The organism is Achromobacter sp. FW305-C-30-7, from assembly GCF_058783105.1.
The window spans coordinates 271,226-296,431 of record NZ_JBYSYI010000005.1 but is presented as its reverse complement, the minus strand read 5'-3'; the positions used below and the strand labels follow the sequence as shown (position 1 = coordinate 296,431).

At 65.7% G+C, this 25,206-nt stretch carries 25 protein-coding genes; 5 read left to right on the top strand and 20 right to left on the bottom strand.

The window, feature by feature from the left end; translation table 11 throughout:
• Window positions 1-8 precede the first annotated feature (8 nt).
• From AC3WOB_RS18305 to AC3WOB_RS18280, 6 genes are all read right to left on the bottom strand, one after another.
• Window positions 9-1,067, bottom strand: coding sequence for a glycosyltransferase family 4 protein (locus AC3WOB_RS18305; protein ID WP_492275792.1), 1,059 nt, complete (start codon window positions 1,065-1,067; stop codon window positions 9-11).
• Window positions 1,064-2,386, bottom strand: a complete 1,323-nt coding sequence (locus AC3WOB_RS18300) for a UDP-glucose dehydrogenase family protein (protein ID WP_492275791.1) — start codon at window positions 2,384-2,386, stop codon at window positions 1,064-1,066. Before AC3WOB_RS18300 ends, AC3WOB_RS18305 begins: the two co-directional genes overlap by 4 nt.
• A gap of 127 nt (window positions 2,387-2,513) precedes the next feature.
• Complete coding sequence (locus AC3WOB_RS18295; protein WP_492275790.1) at window positions 2,514-3,926, bottom strand: MFS transporter; 1,413 nt, start codon at window positions 3,924-3,926, stop codon at window positions 2,514-2,516.
• A complete protein-coding gene (gene glmU / locus AC3WOB_RS18290) occupies window positions 3,899-5,272 on the bottom strand; it encodes a bifunctional UDP-N-acetylglucosamine diphosphorylase/glucosamine-1-phosphate N-acetyltransferase GlmU (RefSeq protein WP_492275789.1) in 1,374 nt (457 codons plus the stop codon). Before glmU ends, AC3WOB_RS18295 begins: the two co-directional genes overlap by 28 nt.
• A gap of 75 nt (window positions 5,273-5,347) precedes the next feature.
• On the bottom strand, window positions 5,348-6,118 hold the full coding sequence (locus AC3WOB_RS18285) for a PhaM family polyhydroxyalkanoate granule multifunctional regulatory protein (protein WP_492275788.1): 771 nt from the start codon (window positions 6,116-6,118) through the stop codon (window positions 5,348-5,350).
• A 44-nt stretch (window positions 6,119-6,162) separates the two neighbouring features.
• Window positions 6,163-6,828, bottom strand: a complete 666-nt coding sequence (locus AC3WOB_RS18280) for a glycine zipper 2TM domain-containing protein (protein ID WP_492275787.1) — start codon at window positions 6,826-6,828, stop codon at window positions 6,163-6,165.
• Window positions 6,829-6,959: 131 nt separating this feature from the next.
• Between AC3WOB_RS18280 and AC3WOB_RS18275 the strand changes: the two genes are divergently transcribed.
• The gene (locus AC3WOB_RS18275) at window positions 6,960-7,178 is read left to right on the top strand and encodes a DUF3717 domain-containing protein (protein WP_492275786.1); all 219 of its coding nucleotides are present in this window, start codon (window positions 6,960-6,962) and stop codon (window positions 7,176-7,178) included.
• 46 nt (window positions 7,179-7,224) lie between these two features.
• On the opposite strand, the gene AC3WOB_RS18270 is transcribed toward AC3WOB_RS18275, so the two are convergent.
• From AC3WOB_RS18270 to AC3WOB_RS18250, 5 genes are all read right to left on the bottom strand, one after another.
• Window positions 7,225-7,830 carry an SCO family protein gene (locus tag AC3WOB_RS18270; protein ID WP_492275785.1) on the bottom strand — a complete coding sequence of 202 codons (606 nt, stop codon included), beginning with the start codon at window positions 7,828-7,830 and terminating at the stop codon, window positions 7,225-7,227.
• A 17-nt stretch (window positions 7,831-7,847) separates the two neighbouring features.
• Window positions 7,848-8,741, bottom strand: coding sequence for a heme o synthase (cyoE, locus tag AC3WOB_RS18265; RefSeq protein WP_013390983.1), 894 nt, complete (start codon window positions 8,739-8,741; stop codon window positions 7,848-7,850).
• A gap of 13 nt (window positions 8,742-8,754) precedes the next feature.
• Window positions 8,755-9,789: a COX15/CtaA family protein gene (locus AC3WOB_RS18260; protein ID WP_492275954.1), complete on the bottom strand. Its 1,035-nt coding sequence runs from the start codon at window positions 9,787-9,789 to the stop codon at window positions 8,755-8,757.
• Window positions 9,790-9,945: 156 nt separating this feature from the next.
• Complete coding sequence (locus AC3WOB_RS18255; protein ID WP_492275953.1) at window positions 9,946-10,527, bottom strand: SCO family protein; 582 nt, start codon at window positions 10,525-10,527, stop codon at window positions 9,946-9,948.
• Window positions 10,528-10,620: 93 nt separating this feature from the next.
• Window positions 10,621-11,427 carry an SURF1 family protein gene (locus AC3WOB_RS18250; protein WP_013390980.1) on the bottom strand — a complete coding sequence of 269 codons (807 nt, stop codon included), beginning with the start codon at window positions 11,425-11,427 and terminating at the stop codon, window positions 10,621-10,623.
• A 39-nt stretch (window positions 11,428-11,466) separates the two neighbouring features.
• Here AC3WOB_RS18250 and AC3WOB_RS18245 point away from each other — a divergent pair, with 39 nt between their 5' ends.
• On the top strand, window positions 11,467-11,667 hold the full coding sequence (locus AC3WOB_RS18245; RefSeq protein ID WP_006224570.1) for a twin transmembrane helix small protein: 201 nt from the start codon (window positions 11,467-11,469) through the stop codon (window positions 11,665-11,667).
• 104 nt (window positions 11,668-11,771) lie between these two features.
• On the opposite strand, the gene AC3WOB_RS18240 is transcribed toward AC3WOB_RS18245, so the two are convergent.
• From AC3WOB_RS18240 to coxB, 5 genes are all read right to left on the bottom strand, one after another.
• Entirely contained in the window at window positions 11,772-12,647 is an 876-nt protein-coding gene (locus AC3WOB_RS18240; protein ID WP_013390979.1) for a cytochrome c oxidase subunit 3, read from the bottom strand.
• 38 nt (window positions 12,648-12,685) lie between these two features.
• Entirely contained in the window at window positions 12,686-12,910 is a 225-nt protein-coding gene (locus AC3WOB_RS18235) for a DUF2970 domain-containing protein (RefSeq protein ID WP_013390978.1), read from the bottom strand.
• Between the two features lie 9 nt (window positions 12,911-12,919).
• The gene (locus tag AC3WOB_RS18230; protein ID WP_013390977.1) at window positions 12,920-13,045 is read right to left on the bottom strand and encodes a cytochrome oxidase small assembly protein; all 126 of its coding nucleotides are present in this window, start codon (window positions 13,043-13,045) and stop codon (window positions 12,920-12,922) included.
• A 31-nt stretch (window positions 13,046-13,076) separates the two neighbouring features.
• Window positions 13,077-14,684, bottom strand: a complete 1,608-nt coding sequence (gene ctaD, locus AC3WOB_RS18225; protein WP_173144564.1) for a cytochrome c oxidase subunit I — start codon at window positions 14,682-14,684, stop codon at window positions 13,077-13,079.
• 104 nt (window positions 14,685-14,788) lie between these two features.
• Window positions 14,789-15,946 carry a cytochrome c oxidase subunit II gene (coxB, locus tag AC3WOB_RS18220; protein ID WP_041652075.1) on the bottom strand — a complete coding sequence of 386 codons (1,158 nt, stop codon included), beginning with the start codon at window positions 15,944-15,946 and terminating at the stop codon, window positions 14,789-14,791.
• Between the two features lie 289 nt (window positions 15,947-16,235).
• Here coxB and AC3WOB_RS18215 point away from each other — a divergent pair, with 289 nt between their 5' ends.
• On the top strand, window positions 16,236-17,048 hold the full coding sequence (locus AC3WOB_RS18215) for an NUDIX hydrolase (protein ID WP_492275784.1): 813 nt from the start codon (window positions 16,236-16,238) through the stop codon (window positions 17,046-17,048).
• A gap of 42 nt (window positions 17,049-17,090) precedes the next feature.
• Here AC3WOB_RS18215 and AC3WOB_RS18210 read toward each other — a convergent pair whose 3' ends face one another.
• Window positions 17,091-19,829: a cation:proton antiporter gene (locus tag AC3WOB_RS18210; protein ID WP_492275783.1), complete on the bottom strand. Its 2,739-nt coding sequence runs from the start codon at window positions 19,827-19,829 to the stop codon at window positions 17,091-17,093.
• A 186-nt stretch (window positions 19,830-20,015) separates the two neighbouring features.
• Here AC3WOB_RS18210 and cpdA point away from each other — a divergent pair, with 186 nt between their 5' ends.
• Complete coding sequence (gene cpdA / locus AC3WOB_RS18205; RefSeq protein WP_492275782.1) at window positions 20,016-20,855, top strand: 3',5'-cyclic-AMP phosphodiesterase; 840 nt, start codon at window positions 20,016-20,018, stop codon at window positions 20,853-20,855.
• Window positions 20,856-21,191: 336 nt separating this feature from the next.
• Here cpdA and rpoH read toward each other — a convergent pair whose 3' ends face one another.
• The 3 genes from rpoH to fghA all read right to left on the bottom strand — a co-directional run bounded on the left by rpoH (window position 21,192) and on the right by fghA (window position 23,959).
• On the bottom strand, window positions 21,192-22,076 hold the full coding sequence (gene rpoH, locus AC3WOB_RS18200) for an RNA polymerase sigma factor RpoH (RefSeq protein ID WP_173144569.1): 885 nt from the start codon (window positions 22,074-22,076) through the stop codon (window positions 21,192-21,194).
• Between the two features lie 233 nt (window positions 22,077-22,309).
• A complete protein-coding gene (locus AC3WOB_RS18195; RefSeq protein ID WP_207469200.1) occupies window positions 22,310-22,999 on the bottom strand; it encodes a hypothetical protein in 690 nt (229 codons plus the stop codon).
• Window positions 23,000-23,092: 93 nt separating this feature from the next.
• Complete coding sequence (fghA, locus tag AC3WOB_RS18190) at window positions 23,093-23,959, bottom strand: S-formylglutathione hydrolase (protein WP_492275781.1); 867 nt, start codon at window positions 23,957-23,959, stop codon at window positions 23,093-23,095.
• Window positions 23,960-24,193: 234 nt separating this feature from the next.
• On the opposite strand from fghA, the gene AC3WOB_RS18185 reads away from it, so the two are divergent.
• Window positions 24,194-24,955 carry a hypothetical protein gene (locus AC3WOB_RS18185; protein WP_013390968.1) on the top strand — a complete coding sequence of 254 codons (762 nt, stop codon included), beginning with the start codon at window positions 24,194-24,196 and terminating at the stop codon, window positions 24,953-24,955.
• The last annotated feature ends 251 nt before the right edge of the window (window positions 24,956-25,206 follow it).

The following is a 25,206-nucleotide window of genomic DNA, read 5'->3' as shown; positions in this document are numbered from 1 at the left end:
CGCGAGGGTCAGCGGCGGGCGATCAGACGCTCGAATTGCGCCAGGTAGCGGTTGCCCATTTTCTGCACGTCGTGCTCGTTGCGCACGTATTCATAGGCGCGTTCGGTGACTTCCTGGCGGAAGGCCGCGTCGTCCAGGCAGCGGGCCATGCCTTGGGCCATGGCCTGAAAATCGCCCACGGCGCACAGCACGCCGCGCCCGTCGGCCAGGCTTTCCTTCAGGCCGCCGGCATCGGTGGACACCACCGGCACGCGTTGCAGGAAGGCGTCCAGCACGCTGCTGCCCAGGGCCTCTTCCTCGGAGCTCATGACGAATACGTCTAGGATGCTGTAGAAATCTTCCACGCCCTTGCGAAAGCCCGCAAAGCGATAGACGTCCTCGATGCCGAGCTTGCGCGCTTCATCCTTGGCCTGCTGCTCGCGGTCGCCGCCCGCGCCAAAGTGCAGGAATACGAAGTCGCGGCGCGTCTTGGCCAGTTCGCCCACGGCGCGCACCAGGGTGACCGGATCCTTGTCGCGGATCAGCGCGGCGGACGTCGCCATGACCTTCTTGCCGGTCAGGTCGAATTCGCGCACCAGATTGGCGACGTTTTCAGCGTTGATCTGGTGCGGCTCGACGGCGCTGCGGATGATGACGGGTTCGATCCCCAGGCGGCGCGGCTCGCCGGCGGCCATCTCGCTGATCGCCACGAACAAGTCCGCGTGACGCCATTTGAAGCCGGTCTTCCATTCGTCGCCGGGCTTGACCACGAAGGACGTGCGGCGGGAAAAGACCACCGGACGGCGGTGCAGCCATTTGGTCAACACCGCCCAGGTGATGGTGTTGGCGGTCTGGGCGTGGACGATGTCGTAGCGGCCGGCGCCGGCCAGAAAGGCCAGCTGCCCGGGCACGTTGCGGCAGGTGTGGGCCACAAAGCCCTCCTGGCGCGCGCGCTCGGCCAAGGGCGCGCCTTCGCGGCACATCACTTCGACGTCGTGGCCGGCCTTGCGGAACGCGCGCATGCAATACAGCGTCTGCCGTTCGCCGCCGCGCCAGCCCTTCTCGAAGTTCAGCTGCAGAATCTTCATGCGCGGCCGATGCCCGAATATTCGAAGCCCAGGCCGCGCACGTCGGCGGGCGTGTAGAGGTTGCGGCCGTCGATGATGAGCGGCGTCTTGAGCAGGGCCTTGACACGGTCGAAGTCGGGCGCGCGGAAGACCTTCCATTCGGTCGCGATCAAAAGCGCGTCGGCGCCGTCCAGCGCGTCGTACATGTCGCTGGCGAAGCTGATGCCGGGCTTGCCGGCCAGCACCCGGCCGGCTTCGTGCATGGCGACGGGGTCGTACGCGCGCACTTCGGCGCCACGGCGCGTCAGTTCGGCGATGACGGTCAGGCTGGGCGCTTCGCGCATGTCGTCGGTATTGGGCTTGAAGGACAGGCCCCACAGCGCAATCTTGCGGCCCGTCAGGTCTTCGCCAAAACGTGCGACCACTTTTTCGGACAGGCGGAATTTCTGCGCGTGATTCGCGGCCTCGGCGGCCTCGATGACGCGCATGGGCAGGGCGTTCTCGGCGGCGGTGTTGACCAATGCCTGCACGTCCTTGGGGAAGCAGGAACCGCCGTAGCCCGCGCCGGGATACAGGAAGTGATAACCGATGCGCGGATCGGCGCCGATGCCGCGGCGCACTTGTTCGATGTCCGCGCCCAGCGCTTCGGCCAGGTTCGCCATTTCGTTCATGAAGGAAATGCGCGTGGCCAGCATGGCGTTGGCGGCGTATTTGGTCAGCTCGGCCGAGCGCACGTCCATCACCATCAGGCGATCATGGGTGCGCTGGAAGGGTTCGTAGATGCGGCGCATGACGCCAATGGTGTAGTCGTCGTCCGCGCCGACCACGACCCGGTCCGGGCTCATGAAATCGTTGATGGCGGCGCCTTCCTTCAGGAATTCGGGATTGGACGCAACGCTGAAGGGGATATCCACGCCTCGCGCGGCCAATTCGCGCGTCACCACGTCCCGCACCTTGTCGGCCGTGCCGACGGGAACGGTGGACTTGTCCACGATCAGCTTGCGCGCCGTCATGTGGCGCGCGATGTTCTGGGCGGCGGCCAGCACGTACTTCAGGTCGGCGGAGCCGTCTTCGCCGGGCGGGGTGCCCACGGCGATGAACTGCACGTCGCCGAAGGCCACGCTTTGCGCGACGTCATCGGTGAAATGCAGCCGGCCCGCCTGCACGTTGCGGCGCACCAGGTCTTCGAGGCCCGGTTCGTAGATGGGGATGCCGCCCTGGCGCAGCAGGGCGATCTTCGCCGCGTCCACGTCCAGACACATGACGTCGTTGCCCATGTCGGCCAGGCACGCCCCCGACACCAACCCCACGTAACCGGTACCCACGACCGTGATCTTCATGCCTGAACGCCTTCAAAATAGGTAATCGTTGCGCCGGGTGACTGAAACCCGGCGCCGGTCGCCATTATAGAAGCGGCCGGGGGCCCGAGCCCGTCGGTGCCGCAAAGGCGGTCCCTGGGGGACCGCCCTAGGTCCGCAGCTTGCTGAAGCGGACCGTATTGACCACCACCGCCAACCCGGCGCAGATGGTGCCCAGCACCAGCGCCAGGCCGGGGCCATGCGCCAGGCTGATGCTGAACGCGATGGCAACCAGCGCCGTGCCGAAACTCTGGCCGAACACCCGGGTGGTGGCCTGCAGGCCGCCCGCCGCGCCGCTGCGCGAGCGGGGCGCGGCCGACAGCAAGGCGCGGTTGTTGGGCGTCTGGAAGAAGCCGAAGCCCATTCCCGCCACGAACATGCCGGCCACAATGGGCCAGTTCGAGACCGTGGCCGGCAGCGCCGCCAGCCACAGCATGCCGACCACCATCGCGGCCGCGCCTATGCCGCTGAGCGTGGCGGCCGAATAGCGGTCGGACAGCCTGCCCGCCAGCGGAGCGATGATGGCGGTGCCCACGGGCCAGGCGCCCATCAGCATGCCTACTTCCAGATAGGGCCTGCCCAGCACCTGCTGGAAATAGAACGGCAGGGACACATAGGACGCCATTTGCGCCGCAAAGGTGCAGGCCGAGGCGCCCACCGCGAAGGCCAGCGGGCGGATGCGCAGCAGGTCGACGGGCACCAGCGGCGCCGGCTGCTTGCCGACGCGGCGCACCAGCACGAAGCCGATGACCGTGGCGATCGCCACCAGGCCGATGCCGCGCAGCAGGTCCATGCCCATCATGTCCACGCCCGAAATGAAGACCCCCAGGGTCAGCATGCACAGCAGGGCGCTGATCCAGTCCAGCTTCACGTCATTGCGCGGCACTTCCGGCAGATGGCGCAAGCCCAGCATCGCCAGCGCGCAGATCGGCAGGTTGACGGCGAAGATCCAGGGCCAGGGCGCCACCGACAGGATGGCCGAGCCTATGGTCGGCCCCAGCACCGACATGATGGCCACCGTGGTGGCGTTGATGCTGATCCCGCGTCCCAGCAGCTTGAGCGGATAGATGTTGCGCACCAGCCCGCCGAACATGCACATGAGCGACGCCGCGCCTATGCCCTGGAACACGCGCGCCGCCGTCAGCTGCCACAGCGTGCCGGCCAGGGCGCAGCCCAGCGAGGCCAGGGTGAACAGCATCAGGCCGAAGGTGAACATGCGGCGAAAGCCGATGCGCTCGGCCAGCGCCGACAAGGGCAGCAGCATCATCACCACCGCCAGGTTGTAGGCGTTCACGATCCAGACTGCCTGGGCCGGCGACGCGTTGAGGTCGACGGCGATCGTGGGCAACGCCACGTTGGCGATGGTGGTGTCCAGGACCGACAGGCTGATGCCTGTCATCACTGTGGCCGCCGCCCAATAGCGGCGCGGCGTGGGCAGACCGTCGGGCGGGGCGGGCTTGGCGCCGCTTGCCGGCGCCTGCTCGCTCTGGCCCGTCACGACTTCTTGACCGGGCGCTGCCATCCGTCGACGGTGACCTGCTTGGCGCGCGACACCGTCAGTTTCTCGGCCGGCGCATCGCGGGTCAGGGTGGTGCCCGCGCCCAGCGTGGCGCCGCGGCCGACGCGTACCGGCGCCACCAGCTGCGTGTCGGAGCCGATGAAGGCGTCGTCCTCGATGACGGTGCGATGCTTGTTCACGCCGTCATAGTTGCAGGTGATGGTGCCCGCGCCCACGTTCACGCGGGCGCCAATGTCGGCGTCGCCGATGTAGGCCAGGTGGTTGGCCTTGCTGTCTGCGCCCAGCACGCTCTTCTTGATCTCGACGAAGTTGCCGACATGGCTGCGGTCGCCCAGTTCGGCGCCGGGACGCAGGCGCGCGTAGGGGCCGACGCGCGCATCGCGGCCGACCTGCGCCTGCTGCAGATGGCTGTAGGCCTCGATATGCGTACCCAGGCCGACGCTGACGTCGCGCAGCACGCAATGCGGGCCCACGCGCACGCCGTCGGCCAGCGACACCTGGCCTTCGAAGACGCAGCCCACGTCGATGAACACGTCGCGTCCGCAGGTGAGCGAGCCGCGCACGTCAAAGCGCGCCGGGTCGGCCAGCGTGACGCCGGCTTCCAGTTGGCGGCGGGCCTGCTCGGCCTGCCAGCGGCGCTCCAGTTCGGCTTGCTGCACGCGGCTGTTCACGCCCAGCGTTTCCCAGGATGCGCCCGGCTGGGCCGCGCCCACCGGCACGCCGTCGACCACCGCCAGGCCGACCACATCGGTCAGGTAGTACTCGCCCTGGGCGTTGTTGTTGTCGATGCGGGACAACCAGTCCTTCAGCTTCGCGGTCGGCGCAGTAAGGATGCCGGTGTTCACTTCCTTGATCTCGCGCTCGGCGTCGGAGGCGTCCTTGTGCTCGACGATGCGGCACACGTTGCCGCTGGCGTCGCGCACGATGCGGCCATAGCCGGTGGAATCGTCCAACACCTCGGTGAGCACGGCGGCGCCCGCGCCGCGTGCTTGCAGCAGGCGCTGCAGGGTTTCGGGCTGCACCAGCGGCACGTCGCCATACAGCACCAGGGTCACGTCGTCCTTGCCATCGCCTTCGAGCAGCAGCGGCACGGCCTGCTGCACGGCATGGCCGGTGCCTTGCTGCGGCTGCTGCAGCACGAAGAGCAGGTCGTCCTGGCCTGCGTATGCCTGCTTGACGCGGTCCGCGCCATGGCCGACCACGACGATGATGCGCGCCGGCTTCAGTTGGCGCGCGCTGTCCAGCACGTGGCCCAGCATCGGTTTGCCAGCCAGCGTGTGGAGCACTTTGGGGAGATCGGACTGCATGCGTTTACCCAGTCCGGCGGCAAGAATTACTACGTTAAGCATAGGTTCCAGTATGTTGAGTGGCGACCGAGAGGCCTTGCGGCCGTCTCGCCCGACGATTTAAAGAGAGGACCGTCGCTAGCTGGCGTCCGGTCCGGTTTTCTTGGCGGCCTTGCGAGGCGCCGCAGACTTGCGCGCCGCGGGTTTGGACGCCTTGGCTGCGGGCGCGGCTGCGGCTTTGGACTCGCCAGCCTTGGGCTCGGCCTTGGCCGCGGCATCGGCGCCGGAAGCGGCAAGCGCCGCCGGCATGGAGGCCGCGGTGGCGGCGGCGATCTGGTTGAACTGCTGCTGCAGCAGATCCCACCAGGCCTTGGAAGCCGATTGCGCCGCGGCGCCCATCTGCTCGCTCATGCCCGGCGCGGCCGCTTGTTGCTGCTGTTCTGCGGCATCTCCGCCTTTGGTCTTGCCGCCTTCGGCGGCAGGGCCTGCTGCTGCCGCCTTGGCCGCGGATTTAGGCCCGGGCTTCAGGCCCAGCACCACTTCCAGCGGCGAAGCCGCGCCGCTGTCCTTGAAGGCGCCCATGTCCAGGTTGGAGGCACTGTCCACGAAGGCGCGCAGCGTGCTGATGGTGGAACGCTGGACTTCCATGCCCTGGATCGTGCTGGACAGCATGGACAGGTTCATGCGCAGCCAGTTTTCGACGGAACGCAATTCCGCGATCCGGCGATCCAGGTCTTCCAGGTTCATCGGGGGAGCCATGGGCAGGCTGCTGGCCAGGCCTCCGGGTCCGGTCAGGCCCGCCCAGGCCTGGCGCATCATTTCCATGCTGGCCAGTAGCGGGTTGCCCGACAGGTCGGAATGCTGGCCCATGCCGGGCAGAACGAACGGGTTGGTGTGTTGGTCGCTCATTCCTGGTCTCCCCTAAGACAGATGATGGTCGCCGGCAGGCGGGATCATCCGCGCAGCAGCTGATTGTTCTCCACGCGCACATGATCGCCGGACGCAAAGGCGAACGGCTGCGCGCTGCGGAATTGGCGCGTGCTGCCGTCGTTCATGCGCACCGTGAGTTCATAGTGCGTCACCGTTTGTTGCTGTCTGATATTACGCTCAACTTCACGGCCTGCCAAAGCGCCGCCCACCGCGCCCAGCACGGTCAGTGCCGTCTTGCCGCTGCCGCCGCCGAACTGGTTGCCCACGACGCCCCCGACCACGCCGCCGCCGATGGTGCCGATGAGGTGATCGCTATTGTCCTTGACGGGTACCTGCACTTGTCGGACCGATTCCACCACGCCGCAGCTCGCGCAGGCTTGCGGCGCGGGACGCTGGGCAGGTGCTGGCGCCTGGGTCTGGGCCTGGGAACGCGGTGCGGCGGACGCCTGGGCCCCTTGCTGGGCTGGCGCGGGCGGCACGGCGGCCTGTGGCGCGGGCGCCAGGTTGGCGCCTTCCGGGCCGGCCTCGGCCACCGGCTCGTCCGCATGCGGATTGGCCGAAGGCGAGGGCAACCAGCCCATCACGGCGGCCACGCCCACCGTACACATGACGATGACCGCGATCGCGGCCGCAGCAACCAAAGGATGGATGGCGCGGCGCGCGGATTCAATTTTGGCGGAAGTATTCATGACGATGCTCCATCGTTACTAACCGGCAGTGGTATAGCACCCTGGCGCGGTTTCGGCGTGTTGCGATGGTGACGCTTCTTTGCAGGATCTGCGCTGGTGGACAGCGTTGCCCATTCGTGGACAATAGCCGGATGGATCCCATCACCCTGCCCCAGCTCGAACAGGCCATCAACTACTGGCGCAATATTTCGCCGTCAGTGGGCGAAGAATCCCGCCTGTGCCCCGAGGCTGCCGCGCTGGCCACGCCCTACGCGCTGATGATCATGGCGCACCAGCGCGAGATCCCTGCCGCCGAACTGAGCGACAAAGCCCGTGCCGCGCTGGCAGGCTGGGCCGCGGCCGGCAAGTAAGCCTGGCCGCTGCCTATGCGGCGCCGCCTGGGCGGCTCCCATCTGATCAACCCTTGAGCAGGGCCTTGATGTCCTGCGTCAGGGCTTCCACCCCGATGTTGTTATTGGCCAGCACGCGCGATTCGCCCTTGCCGTCCAGCAGGTAGAACGCGGCCGTGTGGTCCATGGTGTAACTGCCGTCCTTGGTGGGCGCCTTGGCGTAATAGGCCTTGAAGGACGCTGCAGCTTTCTTGACCTGGTCGGGCGTGCCGGTCAGCCCAAGAAAGCGCGGATCGAAGGCGGTGACGTACTGCTTGAGGACGTCAGGCGTGTCGCGCTCGGGGTCCACCGTGATCAGCAATACCTGGACGCGATCGGCGTCCGGGCCCAGCTTCTTCATGACTTCGGTCAGTTCGGCGAGCGAGGTCGGGCACACGTCCGGACACTGCGTGAAGCCGAAGAACACGACCACCACCTTGCCGGCGAAATCGCTCAACTGGCGCGTCTTGCCGTTGTAATCGACCAGCTCCATGCCGCGTCCCAATTGGGTGCCGCTGATGTCGCTGCCCTTGAACACGGGCGCGTTGTCGCCGCAGGCGGCCAGGGCAACGGTGAAAGCGGCGGCGGCGCTCACGCGCAGGACCAGCCGGCGGCTGGCGGAAAACACGGACATCAACAACCTCCAGGGGGTCAGCGCAGCAGGCCGACCCAGTGGTCCACCAGCAGGGCGCCGAACAGCAGCGCCAGGTAGAGTATGGAAAAACGGAACATGCTGCGCGCCAGCTCGTCGCTGTAGGCCCGATACAGCCGCCAGGCGTAGGACACGAACATGCCGCCCAGCACCAGCGCCGACAGCAGGTAGAGTTCGCCGCTCATGCGGATGGCGTAAGGCAGCAGCGTGGTGGCAACCAGCGCCACGCTATACAACAGGATGTGCAGGCGCGTGAACTGGTTGCCGTGCGTCACCGGCAGCATGGGCAGGCCAGACTTGGCGTAATCGTGGTTGCGATAGAGCGCCAGCGCCCAAAAGTGCGGCGGCGTCCAGATGAAGATGATCAGCACCAGGATCCAGGCCTCGGCCGGCACCGAGTCCGCCACGGTGGCCCAGCCCAGGGCGGGGGGCATGGCGCCCGACAGGCCGCCGATGACAATGTTCTGCGGCGTGCGCGGCTTGAGGATGACGGTGTAGATGACCGCATAGCCCACGAAGGTGGCGAAGGTCAGCCACATGGTCAGCGGGTTGACCATGTGATACAGCACGAACATGCCGGCGCCGCCCAGCAGGCCGGACATGCTCAGCACCTGGAACGACGAAATCGTGCCGCGCGCCGTGCCGCGGCGCGCGGTGCGCAGCATGCGCGCATCGATTTCCTGTTCGATCAGGCAATTGATGGCGAAGGCGGCCGCGGCCAGCAGCCAGATGCCCAGGGTGCCGAACAGCACCCGGCGCATGTCCGGAATGCCTGGTGCCGCCAGGAACATGCCGATCACGGCGCAAAACACTGCCAGCTGCGTCACGCGCGGCTTGGTGAGGACGAAATACTGGCGGAACAATCCGGGCTGAGGAGCGGCAATACTGGTCATAGTGGGCCCTATTTTAAACGCGCACCGAATTGGGGCCGTAGCCCCAGGCAGGCGCACGTCCAGCTGTGGACAAACGCACCATCAAAACCACCGCGGCCAGGGTCAGGCCGGCGGCGCCTCCATTGTGCAGCACCGCGATCAACAGCGGCCACTGGAAAAAGATCGTGGTCAGCCCAGTCAGCAACTGCGCGCCCAGCAGCGCCAGCATCAGCGTGGCCGGGCCGCGCAGGCCGGGCTCGGCGCGCAGGCGCCAGGCCAGTATGCCCAGGTACAGAAACACCACGAAGGCGAAGTTGCGGTGGACCCAGTGGATCGCGGTCAGCGCCGGCTGGGAAATCATCTCACCCGACGGCAGCTCGCCCAGGGCCCGGATGATCGAATAGCCGCCATGGAAATCCATTTCCGGCACCCAGGCCCCGTGGCACATGGGGAAATCCATGCAGGCCAGCGCGGCATAGTTGGTACTGACCCAGCCGCCCAGCGTCACTTGCACCAGCAGCAGGGCAAAGCCCCCGGCCACCCAGGGCTTCCAGCGCGCAGCCGCCGCGGCTATGGCCAGATGCGGGCGCTCGCGCGCGGACAGCCAGGTCATCAGCGCCAGCACCGACAGGCCGAACACCAGGTGCGCGGTCACGACCACGGGCATCAGCTTGTGCGTCACGGTCCAGGCGCCGAACGCGCCCTGCACGCAAACCGCGATCAGGGTCACGACCGCCAACCTGGGCGAGCGGCCCAGCTGGCTGCGGTAGCGCCACGCCATGTAGACGATGCCGATGATCAGCATGCCCAGGATGGTGCCGACATAGCGGTGGATCATTTCGATCCAGGCCTTGGATAGCGTGACCGGGCCGAACGGCATGGCCTGCGACGCTTCGTGGATATCGCCCATCGCGCCCAGCGGCGTCACGCTGCCGTAGCAGCCGGGCCAGTCGGGACAACCCAGGCCCGAATCCGTCAGCCGCACGAAGGCGCCGAACATGATCAGGTCCAGCGTCAGGAACCAGGTAAAGAAGACCAGCTTGCGATAACGCGCTTTGATGCGTTCGATTTCCATAAACATCCACTCTGCGGCGCCGCGCGCAATGCGCACGACGCAATAAAACTATGCGCCCCGATCCGGGCCGCCATGGAGCCGGCCTTTGCCAGTCCATGCGCGGCCCCCCCCGAGGGGGCAAGCGCCACAGGCGCTTCGGGGGTGGGCCCATCAACCTATTCTTGAGCTGTACACCAGCTTGCTGATGTCCTTGCGCACCTTCACGCCATCGGCTTCGGCAGGGTACTGCATCATCAGGTTGCCCAGCGGGTCGATCACCCAGATCGGCGCCTCCAGCCCCGGCTGGCCGGCGGCAGTATCGCGCGCCAGCAGGAACCGCGCCAATTGGTCGGGGTTGACGCGCACCATGACCGTGCCTTTGTAGGCCTCCAGCACCTTGTCCGGCACCGGGGCATCGTCGGTGATGAACCAGACGCGCGCCAGCCGGTCGACGTTCTTGCCCTGGCTGGCGTGGCTGTTGCGGGCGATGAAGAGCTTGCGGGCGCAGCTTTCCGGGCAAGCGCCGCCATCGGCGGCCACCAGCAGCCACTTGCCCTTCAAGCTCTGCAGATCGAAGGGTTTGCCGTCCAGCGTCGTCAGGCGCAATTCCTCGGCCACGGGCATGGGCCGCTGCGGGCTGAGCAGCGTGCCGTAGTTGCTGGACTCATCGGGCCACCACTGCGGATTCATGTACACCACGATCGCCGCGACGATAGGCGCCAGCGAGCACAGGAACACCAGCAGCATCGGCATCAAGGAGCGCTTGCGTGCGGGCTTGGTAGAGGAAAGATCGCGAGCCACTATGTATCCTGTCGTCGTCTTGCGGGTTAAGAGTTGGCGCCCCGGTCAGGCCCCGGGCGCGTTCTGCGCGCGCCGCATGCGCCGGACGGCGCCCCCCAGCACCACCAACCATGCAACGGCGGCAATCGAGGCAAAAGCAAACCACTGTACGGCATAGGACGTGTTCTGCTGGAAGTCCACGGACGGCTGCGGCCAGTCCCGCACCAGGCCATCGTCCGCATTGCCGGCGGATTGCGACAGCACCGTGGGCAGCAGGGCCAGGCCGGTGGATTTGGCGTATGCGTCCAGTGGCAGGTTCTGCACCTGGGGCAAGACGCCATCCGCCGCCGGCAGCGACGCCGGCAAGGCGGACTGTTCCGCCCCGCCCAGCGTCCAGATCTCGAACAGGCGCGGCACGCGCGGCGAGAGCTCGCCCGTCACCGTCTGCGGCCCCGCAGGCGTGGCCGGCAGCGGCGGCTGCGCGGGGCCTTGCCCCTGGGTCCCCATGACGCGCGGAATCCAGCCGCGCAACACCAGCACGGCGCGGCGCGCATCGGCGTCCAGCAGCAGCGGCGTGGCCAGCCAGTAGCCGGGCTTGCCGTCGTGGTTGCGGTTGTCCAGCAGTACACTGAATTGCGGCAGCCAGACCCCGGAGGCCTGGGCCGAACGCCAGGCGGTCATCTGGGCGGGGTCGGTAGCCGGGGTCAAGGGCAGCGGCGCTTGCTTGCGGCCTGCTTCGATAGCGGCCAGAATGGCGCGTCGCTCATCGCCGCGGCGCAATTGCCATTGCCCCAGCGATGCCAGGATGATCACGGCGACGCCCAGCAACAGCAAGGCGGCTACCGTGTATCGGGTTGAATGCGGTCGGGCCATATATCTACACTAACTACTCTGATTCGTCCGGAGACCACCATGCGCGTTTTCGTCGTCCTGGCCTTCATCGGGATTCTGGCCAGCCTGGCATCGGCCCTGGTCTACCTGATGCGGGACAAGGGAACCACCAGCCGCACGGTCAACGCGCTGACGGTACGCATCGGCTTATCGGTGGCCCTGTTCCTGTTCGTGCTGTTCGCCCACCACATGGGCTGGATCGAGAGCACAGGCCTTAGATAGGCATCCGGGACGCGGGTTCCCGGACATGCATGACGATCGCAGATGAGTAAAACGCGCCAGTTCTCACACAAGAACTGGCGCGCTTCATTTGTTCCGCGTACCGATCAGAACCAGTACACGAACAGGTACAGGCCCAGCCACACCACGTCCACGAAGTGCCAATACCAGGCGGCGCCTTCAAAACCGAAGTGATGATCGGCCGTGAAATGGCCGCGGATCAGGCGGACCAGAATGACCGTCAACATGGTGGCGCCCAGCAGCACATGGAAGCCGTGGAAGCCCGTCAGCATGTAGAACAGCGAACCGTAGGCCCCCGAATTGAACTTCAGGTTCAGCTCGGTATAGGCATGGTGGTATTCGTAAGCCTGACAGGTCACGAACAGGAAGCCCAGCACGACCGTGGCCAGCAGCCAGAAGATGGTCTTGCCGCGATGGTTCTCGCGCAGCGCGTGGTGGGCAATGGTCAGCGTGACGCCGGAGCTCAGCAACAGCGCGGTGTTGATGGTGGGCAGCCAGAAGGGACCGACAGTCTGGAAGTGCTCGACCACGCCGGCAGGGCCGAAGTTCGGCCACACGGCCTGGAAGTCGGGCCACAGCATCAGGCGGTGATCCATGTCGCCCAGCCAGGGCGTGGTGATGGTGCGCGTGTACCAGAGGGCGCCGAAGAACGCCGCGAAGAACATGACTTCCGAGAAGATGAACCAGCTCATGCCCCAACGGTAGGAACCGTCGATGCGCTTGCTGTTCAGGCCGATTTCGGATTCGTGGATGGCGTCGCCAAACCAGTAGTACAGCACCACGATCAGGCCGATGAAGCCTCCCAGCAGGGTCCATTTGGCCCAACTGACGCCGTTGATCCAGGCCGCGGCGCTCAGGCCCATGAACAGCAGCGCCACAGCCGTACGCACGGGATGACCCGAATCGGCGGGCACGAAGTAATACGGTGCCTCTTTACCTTGAACCGAGTGGCTTGCACTCATGGCTTTCTCCCTGGTACAGATTTATAGAATTAAGTGATTCAAGTCAGGCTGGAAACGGCCCAACGCACAATTAATACCAGCACAGTAACGAAGATGGCCGCTGCCAGCAGCCCCGCCACGATCACATGGACCGGGTTGAGCTTGGCGACGTCTTCCCGGTGGCCCGCCCCCTTGCGCACCCCGAAAAACCCCCACGCCACCGCCTTCATGGTCTGAAGGAAACTCAGCTTGCGCTGGGAGGTTTCGCGCAGGTCGTCGCTCATGGCCTGCGCCTAGCTGACGGCGACGCCGGACAACAGCGCCGAGCCGCGCAACACGGTCCAGGCAAACACGGCGATGACGAAAGCCAGCAGGACCAGACCTGCAATCTTGTTGCGGCGGCGCTGCTCGGGTGTCATTGCTGTGGTACCTGGAACATGAAAGGCTGCTTCACTTCACTTCGGGCGGGGTTTCGAAGGTGTGGAAAGGCGCGGGCGACGGCACGGTCCATTCCAGGCCTTCGGCGCCTTCCCACGGCTTGGCCGAGGCGACGTCGCCCTTGCCGCGGTAGCAACGCACCATCGCCCACAGGAAGATCAACTGCGACAGGCCGAACCAGAACGCGCCTATGGTGGCCATCTGGTGGAAAGTCGTGAACTGGCCGGCGTAGTCGGCATAGCGGCGCGGCATGCCTGCCAGGCCCAGGAAGTGCATCGGGAAGAAGGTGACGTTGAACGAAATCAGCGTCGACCAGAAGTGCAGCTTGCCCAGCTTTTCGCTGTACATGCGGCCCGTCCACTTGGGCACCCAGTAGTAGGCGCCGGCGAACAGGGCGAACAGCGAGCCCGCCACCAGCACGTAGTGGAAGTGCGCGACCACGTAGTAGGTGTCATGGACCTGGATGTCGATCGGAGCCACCGACAGGATCAGCCCGGTAAAGCCGCCCATGGTGAACACGAAGATGAAGCCGATCGAGAACAGCATGGGTGTCTCGAACGTCATGGAGCCGCGCCACATCGTGGCGACCCAGTTGAACACCTTCACCCCGGTCGGGATGGAGATGAGCATGGTGGCGTACATGAAGTAGAGCTGGCCCGTCACCGGCATGCCGGTGGTGAACATGTGGTGCGCCCACACGATGAAGGACAGCACGGCGATCGAAGCGGTGGCGTAGACCATGGAGGCGTAGCCGAACAGCTTCTTGCGGGCGAACGCGGGCACGATGGCCGACACGATGCCGAACGCCGGCAAGATCATGATGTAGACCTCGGGGTGCCCGAAGAACCAGAACACGTGCTGGTACAGGACCGGGTCACCGCCGGCGGCGGCGTTGAAGAAGCCCGTGCCGAAATGGCGGTCGGTCAGCACCATGGTGATGGCGGCGGCCAGCACCGGCATCACGGCCAGCAGCAGGAAGGCGGTGATCAGCCAGGTCCAGCAGAACAGCGGCATCTTCATCAGCGTCAGGCCGGGCGCGCGCATGTTCAGGATGGTGACGATGATGTTGATCGCGCCCATGATGGACGAAGCGCCCATGATGTGCAGCGCGAAGATCGCCAGGTCCATGCCCGGGCCCATCTGCAGTGACAGCGGCGCGTACAGCGTCCAGCCGGCCGCGGTGGCGCCGCCAGGCACGAAGAACGACGCGGTCAGCATGATCGCGGCCACCGGCAGCAGCCAGAAGCTGAAGTTGTTCATGCGGGCGAACGCCATGTCGGAGGCGCCGATCTGCATCGGGATCATCCAGTTGGCGAAGCCCACGAAGGCCGGCATGACTGCGCCGAACACCATGACGAGGCCGTGCATGGTGGTGAACTGGTTGAAGAGTTCGGGGCGGAAGAACTGCAGGCCCGGCTCGAAGAGCTCGGTGCGCAGCAGCAGTGCCAGCGTGCCGCCTTCCAGCAGCATGACGAACGAGAAGATGAGATACATCGTCCCGATGTCTTTGTGGTTCGTGGCGAAAAGCCAGCGGCGCCAACCAGTGGGGATGGCGTGGTGGTGGTCATCGTGACCGTGGCCGTGGCCCGGCGACACGTGGTCTACAGTGACGCTGCTCATGATGGACTCCTTCCTGCTGAGTGCCGGGCCCGATTCACGGGGCCGGCAGGGTATCTCTAACTAAACGGAACCGGTTCTGCGAGGGTGTGACCAGGCGCGCGCAATCAGCGCGCAGCCGCCACGTCCTTCGGTAGAACCGTCGGGTCCTGCCCCTTGCCTGCATTGCTCCAGGCATGGCGCGTATAGCTGATGACCGCTGCGATCTCGACATCGTTGAGCTGCCCGCCGAATGCCGCCATCGCGGTGCCGGGCTTGCCCTTCAGCACGGTGTTGATCTGTTCCGCCTTCGGGCCCAGAACAACCTTGTCTCCGTCGAGCGGGGGGAAACTGCCCGGGATGCCCTTGCCGTTGGCCTGGTGACAGGCCACGCAATTCGCCGCGAAAACCTTTTCGCCGCGGGCAACCAGTTCGGCTTCCGTCCACTCTTTATTGGGATCGTCGGCGTTTGCCGCCATCTTCTTCTTTTGGTCTTCAACCCACTTATCGTAGTCGGCTTGCGCCATGACTTCCACGACGATGGGCATGAATGCGTGATCCTTGCCGCACAGTTCCGCGCACTGGCCACGGTAGATACCGGGCTTGTCGGCGTTGAACCAGGTGTCGCGCAGGAAGCCGGGGATGGCGTCCTGCTTCACGCCGAAGTCCGGAATCATCCAGGAGTGGATGACGTCGGCCGCGGTCAGTACGATACGGACTTTCTTGTTCGCGGGGACGACCAGGTGGTTGTCCACTTCCATCAGGTAGAACTCGCCCTTGGGCTCGCGGTTCTCGATCTGCGCGCGCGGCGTGGACAGCGTCGAGAGGAACTTGATGCCGGTGGCCGAGCCGTCGAGGTATTCGTAGCCCCACTTCCATTGATAGCCGGTGACCTTCACGGTGAGGTCGGCGCTGGAGGTGTCTTTCATCGCGACCACCGTCTTGGTGGCCGGCAACGCCATGGCGATGACGATGATGAACGGGATGACGGTCCAGGCAACTTCCACGCCCAGATGCTCGTGGAAGGTCGCGGCCTTGTGGCCCCTGGATTTGCGGTGCGCCCAGATGGAGTAGAACATCACTCCGAAGACGCCGATGAAGATCACGATACAGATCGTGAGCAACATCCAATGCAACCACATGATGTCGCGCGAGATCGCCGTGACACCTTCATGCAGGTTGAGCTGATTGACCTTCGGGCCGCCGGGCATGTCTTGCACCTGAGCACCTGCCACGCTGCCAATCAGCATCGCACAAGCCCCCAGTATCCCTCTCCACTTCTTCATGCTTACCTCGAAACACGGCGCGAAGGTCCGTTCGCTAGTGGCGGAAGTCGCCGGAACCGGGCAACGCGCAATTATTAGATGGTAGGGCGTGGCAGGGAGATAGAGCGGCCCCTGTCGTTCCCACTCGAAATCACAAAGAAACTGCCGGATTATAGCGGACGCGCAAACAGATGTAAGTTAGCGCCCTTGAATTCATCGGCCCCGCCCCCATCTGGCCGCGCCCCTTGACCGCGCGCCGTAAAACAGGGTGGCATAAAATCGTCGGCAACATCATCACCACGGTCCCACGATGCCCAAGCAGTTGTCCGACTTGTACGCCGACCTGCGCGCCCGCGCGCAAGAGCCCGCCCCCGAAGGCGCGCGCGCTTTATATATAGCGGGGCGCCGCTGCGGCTGGGCCACGCATGCGGCGTGCGACGCGTTGCGCGACGCGCCCGGCATCGTGACGGACGGTGAAACCTTGCGCATCGGGGCGGACCTGCAACCCGGCGCAGACCTGAACAGCGTGCTCGAACAAGCCGCGCAACTGTTGCGCCAAGCCAACTGCCTGCGCGGCTGGCGCGACGAATTGCTGGATGTTTTGGATGGCGACGATGCGCTGGGAGTGATCGAACGCGCGGCGGTGCGGCCGCTGGGCCTGCTTACCAAGGCCGTGCATCTGAATGCCTGGACGCCGGGTGGCCGCCTGTGGGTCGCACGACGTGCGCTCAGCAAGTCAACCGATCCCGGTATGTGGGACACACTGGTTGGCGGCCTGGCCGGCAGTCGTGAAGACCTGGAACTGGCGCTGGTGCGCGAATGCGGCGAAGAAGCGGGATTGGACGAGCCCGACCTGCAGCGGCGTTCGCCCCTGCGCACCATCCTGCGCATCCATCGCCGCCTGCCCGAGGGCTATCAGGTGGAAGACGTCCTGACCAGCACCTGCGTGCTCGCGGCTGATGCCCGTCCCGCCAACCGGGATGGCGAGGTAATGGAGATTGCCACCATCGAAGCGGCCGCCGCCGTGCGTCAGATCGCGGAAGGCGAATTCACGCTGGAAGCGGCGCTGGTGATCGTCGAAGACATCATGCAGCGCCGCGCGGCAGGCGAAATCCCGGCCTAGCATCCCGTCCCGCGGATGCGCGGGCATCCACGGGGGCTAGCGTTAGCGCGGAACGATGCCCGGCTCGCCCAAAGGCGGGGTATTCGCGGGCTTGTCCACCGGGTTGTCTGCGGGACTATCCGCGGGGTTGTCCCGGACGTCGCTTGCGGCCGGCGCGTCCGCGCCCCGGGCCTCGCGGGCCGCAAGCACCTCGGAACCCGACGCAGCGCCTGCCGCTTCCGCAGCCTCGGCGGCCTGCGCTGGTGTCGGCGCCGACACCGGCGCGGGGACCGGAGCGGGCGCCGCATTGGCCTGCGAAAACTGCTTCCACACTTCGATCGCGCGCAGGCGCTGCTTGGCCACGACCTGGATGCGTTCGCGCAGATGCTCGTCACGCGCCAGCAGGGCGTGGAAATCGCGCGAGGACAGCATCAGCAGCTTGCTGTAGCCCAGCGACGTCACTTCCGGCATCAGCTGCTGTTCGCCCAGCAGGCCGAGTTCGCCGAAGAATTCGCCGCTGCCCAGTTCGATCATGGTGTTGTCGGGCAGATGCACGGCCACGGCGCCCGAGGCCACGAAACACATCTCTTCGCCGTGACGGCCCTTGGTCAGCACACGCTGGTCCGGCAGCGCCAGGCGCGGCTTGAGCAGCTTGCTGATGGCGCGCAAAGAGTCCGCGGACAGGCCTTCGAACAGTGGCACGCGCTTGATCAGTTCGGCCGCACTCATTTCGATGTCCAGCGGCGGATGCTTGTCGATGTGGGCCCAGCGGCTCTTCAACTGCGCCATCAGGTCCGCGTACACCTCGCCGCTGATCAGGAACTGCTCCAGCATGTCGCGGTAGCGGATGCGCTCCATTTCGCGGGCCACGCGGCCCAGGTAGCTTTCCTGCAGCCACTGCGCGTAGGACGGGTATTGCAGGTTCAGGGCCTGCATGGCGTTTTCGATCAGGTCCAGGCGGCGCTGGTGCAGGGACACGATGCGCTGCGTGGCTTCCTCGCCCAGCAGCGGCGTGATCTGTTCGCGCGCGAAGGCGATCAGGCGTTGCGCCACCGACCGCTTGCTCATCAGGTTGGCGAAGCGCTGGCCCAGTTCGCGCGCCAGCCAGCCCTGGAAGCCGAACAGGTAGTGCAGGCGCAGGGCAAGGCGGAAACCGGTGGAATAGCGCACGTCGGCAACAATGGCGCGCTCGAAGCCGGGAATACCGCCCAGCCGGATCGCGTCCTCCAGCCTTTCCGCCCGCGCCAGCAGGGTTTCGGCCATGCGCCAGTCCACGATCTGCGCCTTCAGGATATCGAAGAACATTTCCTCTTCGCGCTGGGCCACGATGGCCAGGCCTACCGACACGCGCTGGTCGTCGGTCATCTGGCTGACCTGGCCGTCGTGCACGCTGGTCAGGCTGGCATCGAACACGGCGCGGATGCGGTCGCGGACCTCGGTGCCGATGTGCTCGGTCTTGGCGACCTCTTCGGTCTTGCCCTGCAGGTCTTCCAGCGCCACCGCCAGGGCCTGGTTGCGGATGGTGCGCTCGACCGGCGACAACTGGTTCAGGCCCAGCATGCGGATCAGCGGGCGCAGGCTGATGCCGTTGATGAACAAGGTCAGCAGCACATAGCTGGTGGTGGCCACCGCGATGAACTGGCGCGCCTCTTCGGCCACGCCGGTCTGCTCGGTCACGGCCAGCGCCAGCGCCAGCGACACGGCGCCGCGCAGGCCGCCCCACAGCATGACGACCTTATAGGGGTTGCTGACCTTGGTTCCCAGCCGGGTCAGCCCCAACAAGGGCAGCAGCCCGAAGACGACGATGGCGCGCGCCACCAGCGTCGCCACGAACACCACCGCCACCAGCGCCAGTTCCTGCCAGTCGGCGGCCGCCATCAGCTTGGGAATCAGCATGGCCGCGAACAGGAAAATCAGCGAATTGGCCCAGAACCCGAATTGCTCCCAGGCGCTGGACAGGTACTCGAAGGTGGTGGGCGACATGCGCGTGCGCCCGGTGGACCCGACCACCAGACCGGCGATCACGGTGGCGACCACGCCCGACACGTTCAGGTAGTGCTCGGAAATGAAGAAGGACAGGTAGGCCAGTGTCAGCGTCAGCGTGATTTCCGCGGTGGGAAAGCCGCGCAGCCAGGCGAACAGGAAGCAGGCCAACCGGCCCATGGCGAAGCCGGCCACGCCGCCGCCGATGAAGTGCACGATGAAGTCGTTGAAGATGCCGCTGGCAGTGAGTTCGCCGTGGCCGCCCAGGACGGCCAGCAGCACCGAGTACAAGGCGATCGAGGCCGCGTCGTTGAACAGGCTTTCGCCTTCGACCAGGGTAGTCAGGCGCTTGGGCGCGCCCACTTCGCGGAAGATGCCCACCACGGCCACGGGGTCGGTGGTGGCGACGATGGCGCCCAGCAACAGGCAGACCACCAGGCCGTAGGGCGAGATGGCGTCCAGCGTCAGCCCGACCACCACGGTGCAGACCACCACGGCCACGATGGCCATCATGAGGATGGGGCCGATGTCGTCCATCAGGCGCCGCACGTTCATGGACAGCGCGGTCTCGAACAAGAGCACCGGCAGGAACACCATCAGGAAGGTTTCGGACGAGATCTCGAAGCGTTCCAGCGAGTCCAGGAAGTCGCCGATCCAGCTGGGCGCCCAACCGTGCACGTGCACGATGATGCCTAGCAGACAGCCGACGATGGCCAGCAGCACCGAGTAGGGCAGCTTGAGACGGCCCGCCAAAGGCGGCATGAAACAGACCAGCGTCAGCAAGCCTGCCAGGCCGAATACGAGAAAACCTACATCCATGTTCTATTGGTGGAGCTTGTGTGAAGTTCCACAAGAATAGCGGCTTTTTCCCCCGCGATCGGGCCGGAAACTGTCTGGAATCGTGGAGAATGCACGTTTCGTTACCCCAATGCGGACAAGCGATACGCGTCGCGCCGTGTTTTTTGGGTAATGTGGAATCGCACAAAAACTTTGCAGGAGCGGCACTTGGCCCGGATCCATTCCTTGACCCGGCGCGACGACGCGCCCGCCATGCTGGTCCAGCTGACCGACAGCCATCTGTTCGGCGAGCCCGAAACCTCGATGCTGGGCGTCAACACGGACGCCAGCCTGCGCGCGGTACTGCGCCAGATCGAAGCGGACGGCAAGCATCCCGATCTGCTGCTGGCCACCGGCGACATGTCCCAGGACGGCGAGGCCGCGGCCTATCGCCGACTGGCGCGCGTTCTATCCGAGGCGCCCGCCCTGGCGCAGGCCAGCATCCGCTGCCTGCCGGGCAACCATGACCTGCCGGCCGTGATGCGCCAGGAACTGCCGCAATGGTCGGTTCCGGTGACCGACGTGGGCGCCTGGCGCGTGGTCGCGCTGGACACCACCGTGCCCGGCTCCAACGCCGGCCATCTGCCCGCGAGCCAGCTCGACCTGCTGGAAGCCGCGCTGGCCGAGACGCCGGGCCGCCACACGCTGATCGCCATGCATCACAATCCCATGCAGATCGACAGCCACTGGCACGATTCGATGATGATCGACAACCCGCAGGCGCTCTTCAAACTGCTGACGCGCTGGCCGCAGGTCCGCGTGCTGCTGTGGGGCCATGTGCATCACGAGTTCGACCGCCGCCGCCACAACCTGCGCATGCTGGCCACGCCGTCGACCTGCTTTCAGTTCAGCATCCGCGACGGCAAGCACGTGGTGGACAACATGGCGCCCGGCTATCGCTGGATCAAGCTGTACCAGGACGGTTCGATGGCGACCGGCGTGCGGCGCGTGCAGGACGCGCTGTGGCATGGCGCCAAGGCGGCTGCCGACAACGCCCAGGCGGCCTAGGCAAGTCGCCCTTTTTCGCGCCGGCGGCGCATGGCGTACGCCGAGCCCGCCATCCCAAACCGGACGCGCATAAAAAACGGGGCACCAGATATGCATGGTGCCCCGCAAGCATCCGTCTCATAGGGGAGGGGAAAGAGGAGAAGCCGAGACGGATGACAAGACTGCTAACCGAAGTTCGCGGTCTACATGAAGTTAGGCGGGGCGATCCTCATTAAGTTTCTTGCGCCGCGCAAAATTTCCGCTCGAATTTGTATCAATTTATTCATGCGCGGCCGCGGGTCCGCCGGAAAAGCAAAAGGGCCGCGATCAGCGGCCCTTTGCGTGGCTCAAGCAGGCTCAGGACGCGAGATTGCCACGCATCTTCTTCAGGGCGGCCGCTTCGATCTGGCGGATGCGCTCGGCCGACACGCCGAACTCCTGCGCCAGTTCGTGCAGCGTGGCGCCGCCGTCATCCTGCAGCCAGCGGGCCTCGACGATGCGGCGCGAACGCGGGTCCAGCGCTTGCAGCGCGTCGGTCAGGCCGGCGCTTTGCAACTGGTCGCGGGCGGCACGTTCCAGCACCCGGGTGGGTTCCTGGCGGCCTTCGTCGGACAGGTAGGCGATGGGCGCGTAGCTGTCATCGTCGTCGTCCTGGTTTTCCAGCGACATGTCGCGGCCGGACAGGCGCACTTCCATTTCGCTGACGTCCTCGCGGCGCACGTTCAATTCGCGCGCGATGTGGTCGACCTGGTCCGGATCCAACGTCTGGCCGTCGGGACGCATGCTGCGCAGATTGAAGAACAGCTTGCGCTGGGCCTTGGTGGTCGCAACCTTCACCAGGCGCCAGTTGCGGATGATGTATTCGTGGATTTCGGCCTTGATCCAGTGCACGGCGAACGACACCAGGCGCACGCCGCGCTCGGGGTCGAAGCGCTTGACGGCCTTCATCAGGCCGACGTTGCCTTCCTGGATGAGATCGGCATGCGGCAAGCCGTAGCCTAGGTACTGGCGGGCCACCGACACCACCAGGCGCAGGTGCGACAGAATCAGTTCGCGCGCTGCGCCCAGGTCTTCCTGGTCGCGCAGGCGGCGGCCAAGCTCGGTTTCACGTTCCGCGGACAGGACCGGCAGGCGGTTGACCGAGGAGATATAAGCGTCGATCGTGCCAAGTGCGCCCGGATTGGCGATGGCCAACGCCAGGGCGTTGCCGGAAGCGGCCAACGAGGTACTGGGTTGCTTCATAGCGGGGGTCTCCGGATGGCGAAGGGATAACGACATGGATTCGATGTTAGCACTCTAGTATTGGGAGTGCTAATTCGACTATTGCGGCGCGTCAAAGTTTCCTTGATAGAAATATGTCCCCATTTATTTTTTGATGTGGCGGGGTCCACCGCTACCTCGCCGTGTCACGGCGAGGGCCACACGCCTCCCAGGGGGCAGCCAGCTCGCTCAGCGGACGCGGTGCGGAAGCGCCACTACCAGCCCAGACGTTTCAGGCCTTCGGCCGTGGCCTCGCCGTCGGGTCGCACGAACAGCGCCCCGCGCGGATCCATCAGCACCTGGTAACGCGCACCGTCGAACATCGGCATATACGCGCCGCTGCCAAATTGGACATCGACAAAGGGGAACCAGTTCGGGAAATTCTTCTTCAGCGACGCCAGATCAGGCGCCGGCCAGTCGTCCAGCGCATGCACCGAACGCGTGGCCGAGGCCTCTCGCGCCGCGTCGCTATAGCGGCCGGACAAGCGTTCCAGCCGATACAGCGGCGGCACGCCGGCCATCAACGCCGGCAAGCGCCAGCGCACCACCCGCGCGTCGATCTGCCACTGGTCGCCGTAGAGCACGTACTGCTTGCTCCCGGTGCCGGGCGCGCTGGCGTTGACCTGGAACTGGCCGTCGGCCACCTGGCGGACTTCGATGCGCGCCACCGGCTCGTCGGCCGTCAGGCGGAAGAACTGCACCAGCGACAGCGCCAGCAGGCCCGACACACAACCCAGCAGCACCAGCATCAGGCCGAACAAGCGCCGCACCGGCCGGAACTGGAACACCTTGCGGCCGCGCTCGTCGCGCGGGCCGCCGCGGCCCAGCAGCATGACGATGCCAGGCAGCAGGACGACGACGGCGCCCAACAGTATCCAGACGAAGGGAGCGATTCCGTTGATCAAATCAGGCGTTCCTATTGAGCACAGACCGCAGGCGGCGCCCCAGGGCGCGATATAAGCCTGCGGCGGCAGGCTCGCCAGTATAGAAGCGCCCCCTCAGGGCGCCGGTTTTCCAAGCCGCTCGACGTGAAACCGGATGTGATCCTCGATGAAGGTCGAGATGAAGTAGTAGCCGTGGTCGTAGCCCGGGTGGCGTCGCAGGTCCAGCGGCTGTCCAGCGGCGGCGCAGGCCGCCTCGAATACCTCGGGATACAACTGTTCGGCCAGGAACTGATCCGACTCGCCCTGATCGATCAGGATGCCGGCGGGGAACGGGTTGGCCGCGCCCCGCATCAACGCGGACGCGTCGTAAGCGGCCCAATCCTCGACTTTGTCGCCCAGGTAAGCGCCGAACGCCTTCTTGCCCCAGGGGCACTGGCTGGGCGCGGCGATAGGCGCGAACGCCGACACCGAGCGGAACTTGCCGGGGTTGCGCAGCGCCAGCACCAGCGCGCCATGGCCGCCCATGGAATGGCCGAAGATGCCGGTGCGCGAGGCGTCGCCGGGCAGCGCCTCGCCTGTGACGATGCCGTGCAGTTCCTGCGTCACGTAGCTGTACATGCGGTAGTGGCCGCGCCAGGCGGGCGTGGTGGCGTCCACGTAGAAGCCCGCGCCGGTACCCAGATCCCAGCTTTCTTCTTCGCCAGGCACATTGGCGCCGCGCGGGCTGGTGTCCGGCGCGACCAGCATGACGCCCAGCTCCGCGGCCAGGCGCTGCGCGCCCGCCTTGATCATGAAGGTTTCTTCCGTGCAGGTCAGGCCAGCCAGGTAGAACAGCACCGGCACTGGACCTTGTTCTGCCTGCGGCGGCACGTAGACGGAGAAGCGCATGGGCAGGCCGATCTCCGCGGACTCGTGGCGGTAATAGCGCTGCCAGCCGCCGAAGCAGCGATGCTGCGAAATGAGTTCCAGGGCGACTGCCATTGCTTTCCTCCGGTCGTAGGGGTCGGAAAAAACGCCCGCGGATTAGGGGATACCCACGGTGCGACGTTCCGTCGCCGAATGTTAACCTGGGCTTTATGGGGTACGAACGACAGAAAAAAAATGCGATTTCCTGCCCCGACATGATCACGGGACTTGACCAGCGCCCACCGTGGCACTATTTATATACCGTGAGCGAAGACAACCCGTTCTTCCAGATACGCAAGTCCTGACACTATGGCCCGTCTGCCCCGTCTGTACGCCCCTGGGCTGCCCCAACTGGTGCAGGCCAACTTCATCCAGCCGCTGGCGGCGCCGTCGCAACCCGCGCCGGCCGACATCTTGAACCAACTGGCCACGTGGCTGGGCGAGTCCGCCCAACGCCACCGCGTCTCGGTTCACGGCTGGTTGCTGGCCAATGACCGCATCCTGCTGCTGGCCACGCCCGCGGACGAGGAAGGCCTGCCCCGCCTCATGCAAACGCTGGGCCGCAACCTGGCGGCGCGCCTACGCGGCGGCCGGGTCTTCGCGGGCCGCTACCGCTCGGCCTTGCTGGAGCCGGGCGCCTGGGTGCTGCCATCCCTGGTCTGGCTGGAAACCTATCCGGTGCGCAGCGGCGCATCGCAGGATCCGGATTCCTGGCCCTGGTCCTCCGCCGCCAGCCATACCGGCAATACTACCGCGGCTCCAGCGCAGTGGCAGTCGGATCACGCGGACTATTGGGCCTGTGGCAATACCCCGTTCGACCGCCAGGCCAATTACCGCAAGCGCTTGCAGGACGGCCTGTCGCGCGAGGAAACGCAGCGCATCGACCAGGCGGTCTCCGGACAATGGGCGCTGGGCGGTCCCGCTTTTATCGCCAGCCTGGCTCATACGGCCAGCCGCCGGGTCGCCCCGGGGCAGCGCGGACGTCCGCGCAAGAAACCTGCCGCCGCATCGTCCGACGCTGAGTCGAGTTCCGCGCCTCCCACCACGACGCCTACGTCGACCTCTTCCTGATTGAGGACCCGCCTGAATGGCGGGTTCTTCTTTTTCCCCGGCCGCGGCAGCGCAGGCCGGCGGATGCATTTGCATTTCCGCAACGCCAAGCATCGCTTCATACCTGCAAAATTCCCCATTAAATTGGGGACGTATAATCGGAAAAATGGCCATTTCCCAGGCGTGGAGGCACCCTCCTGGTGCATACCCCAGCGGCAAGCCCCGCGTGGCGCGGCTCTTGATGCGTCACCGAATTAACTCAGGATGACGCA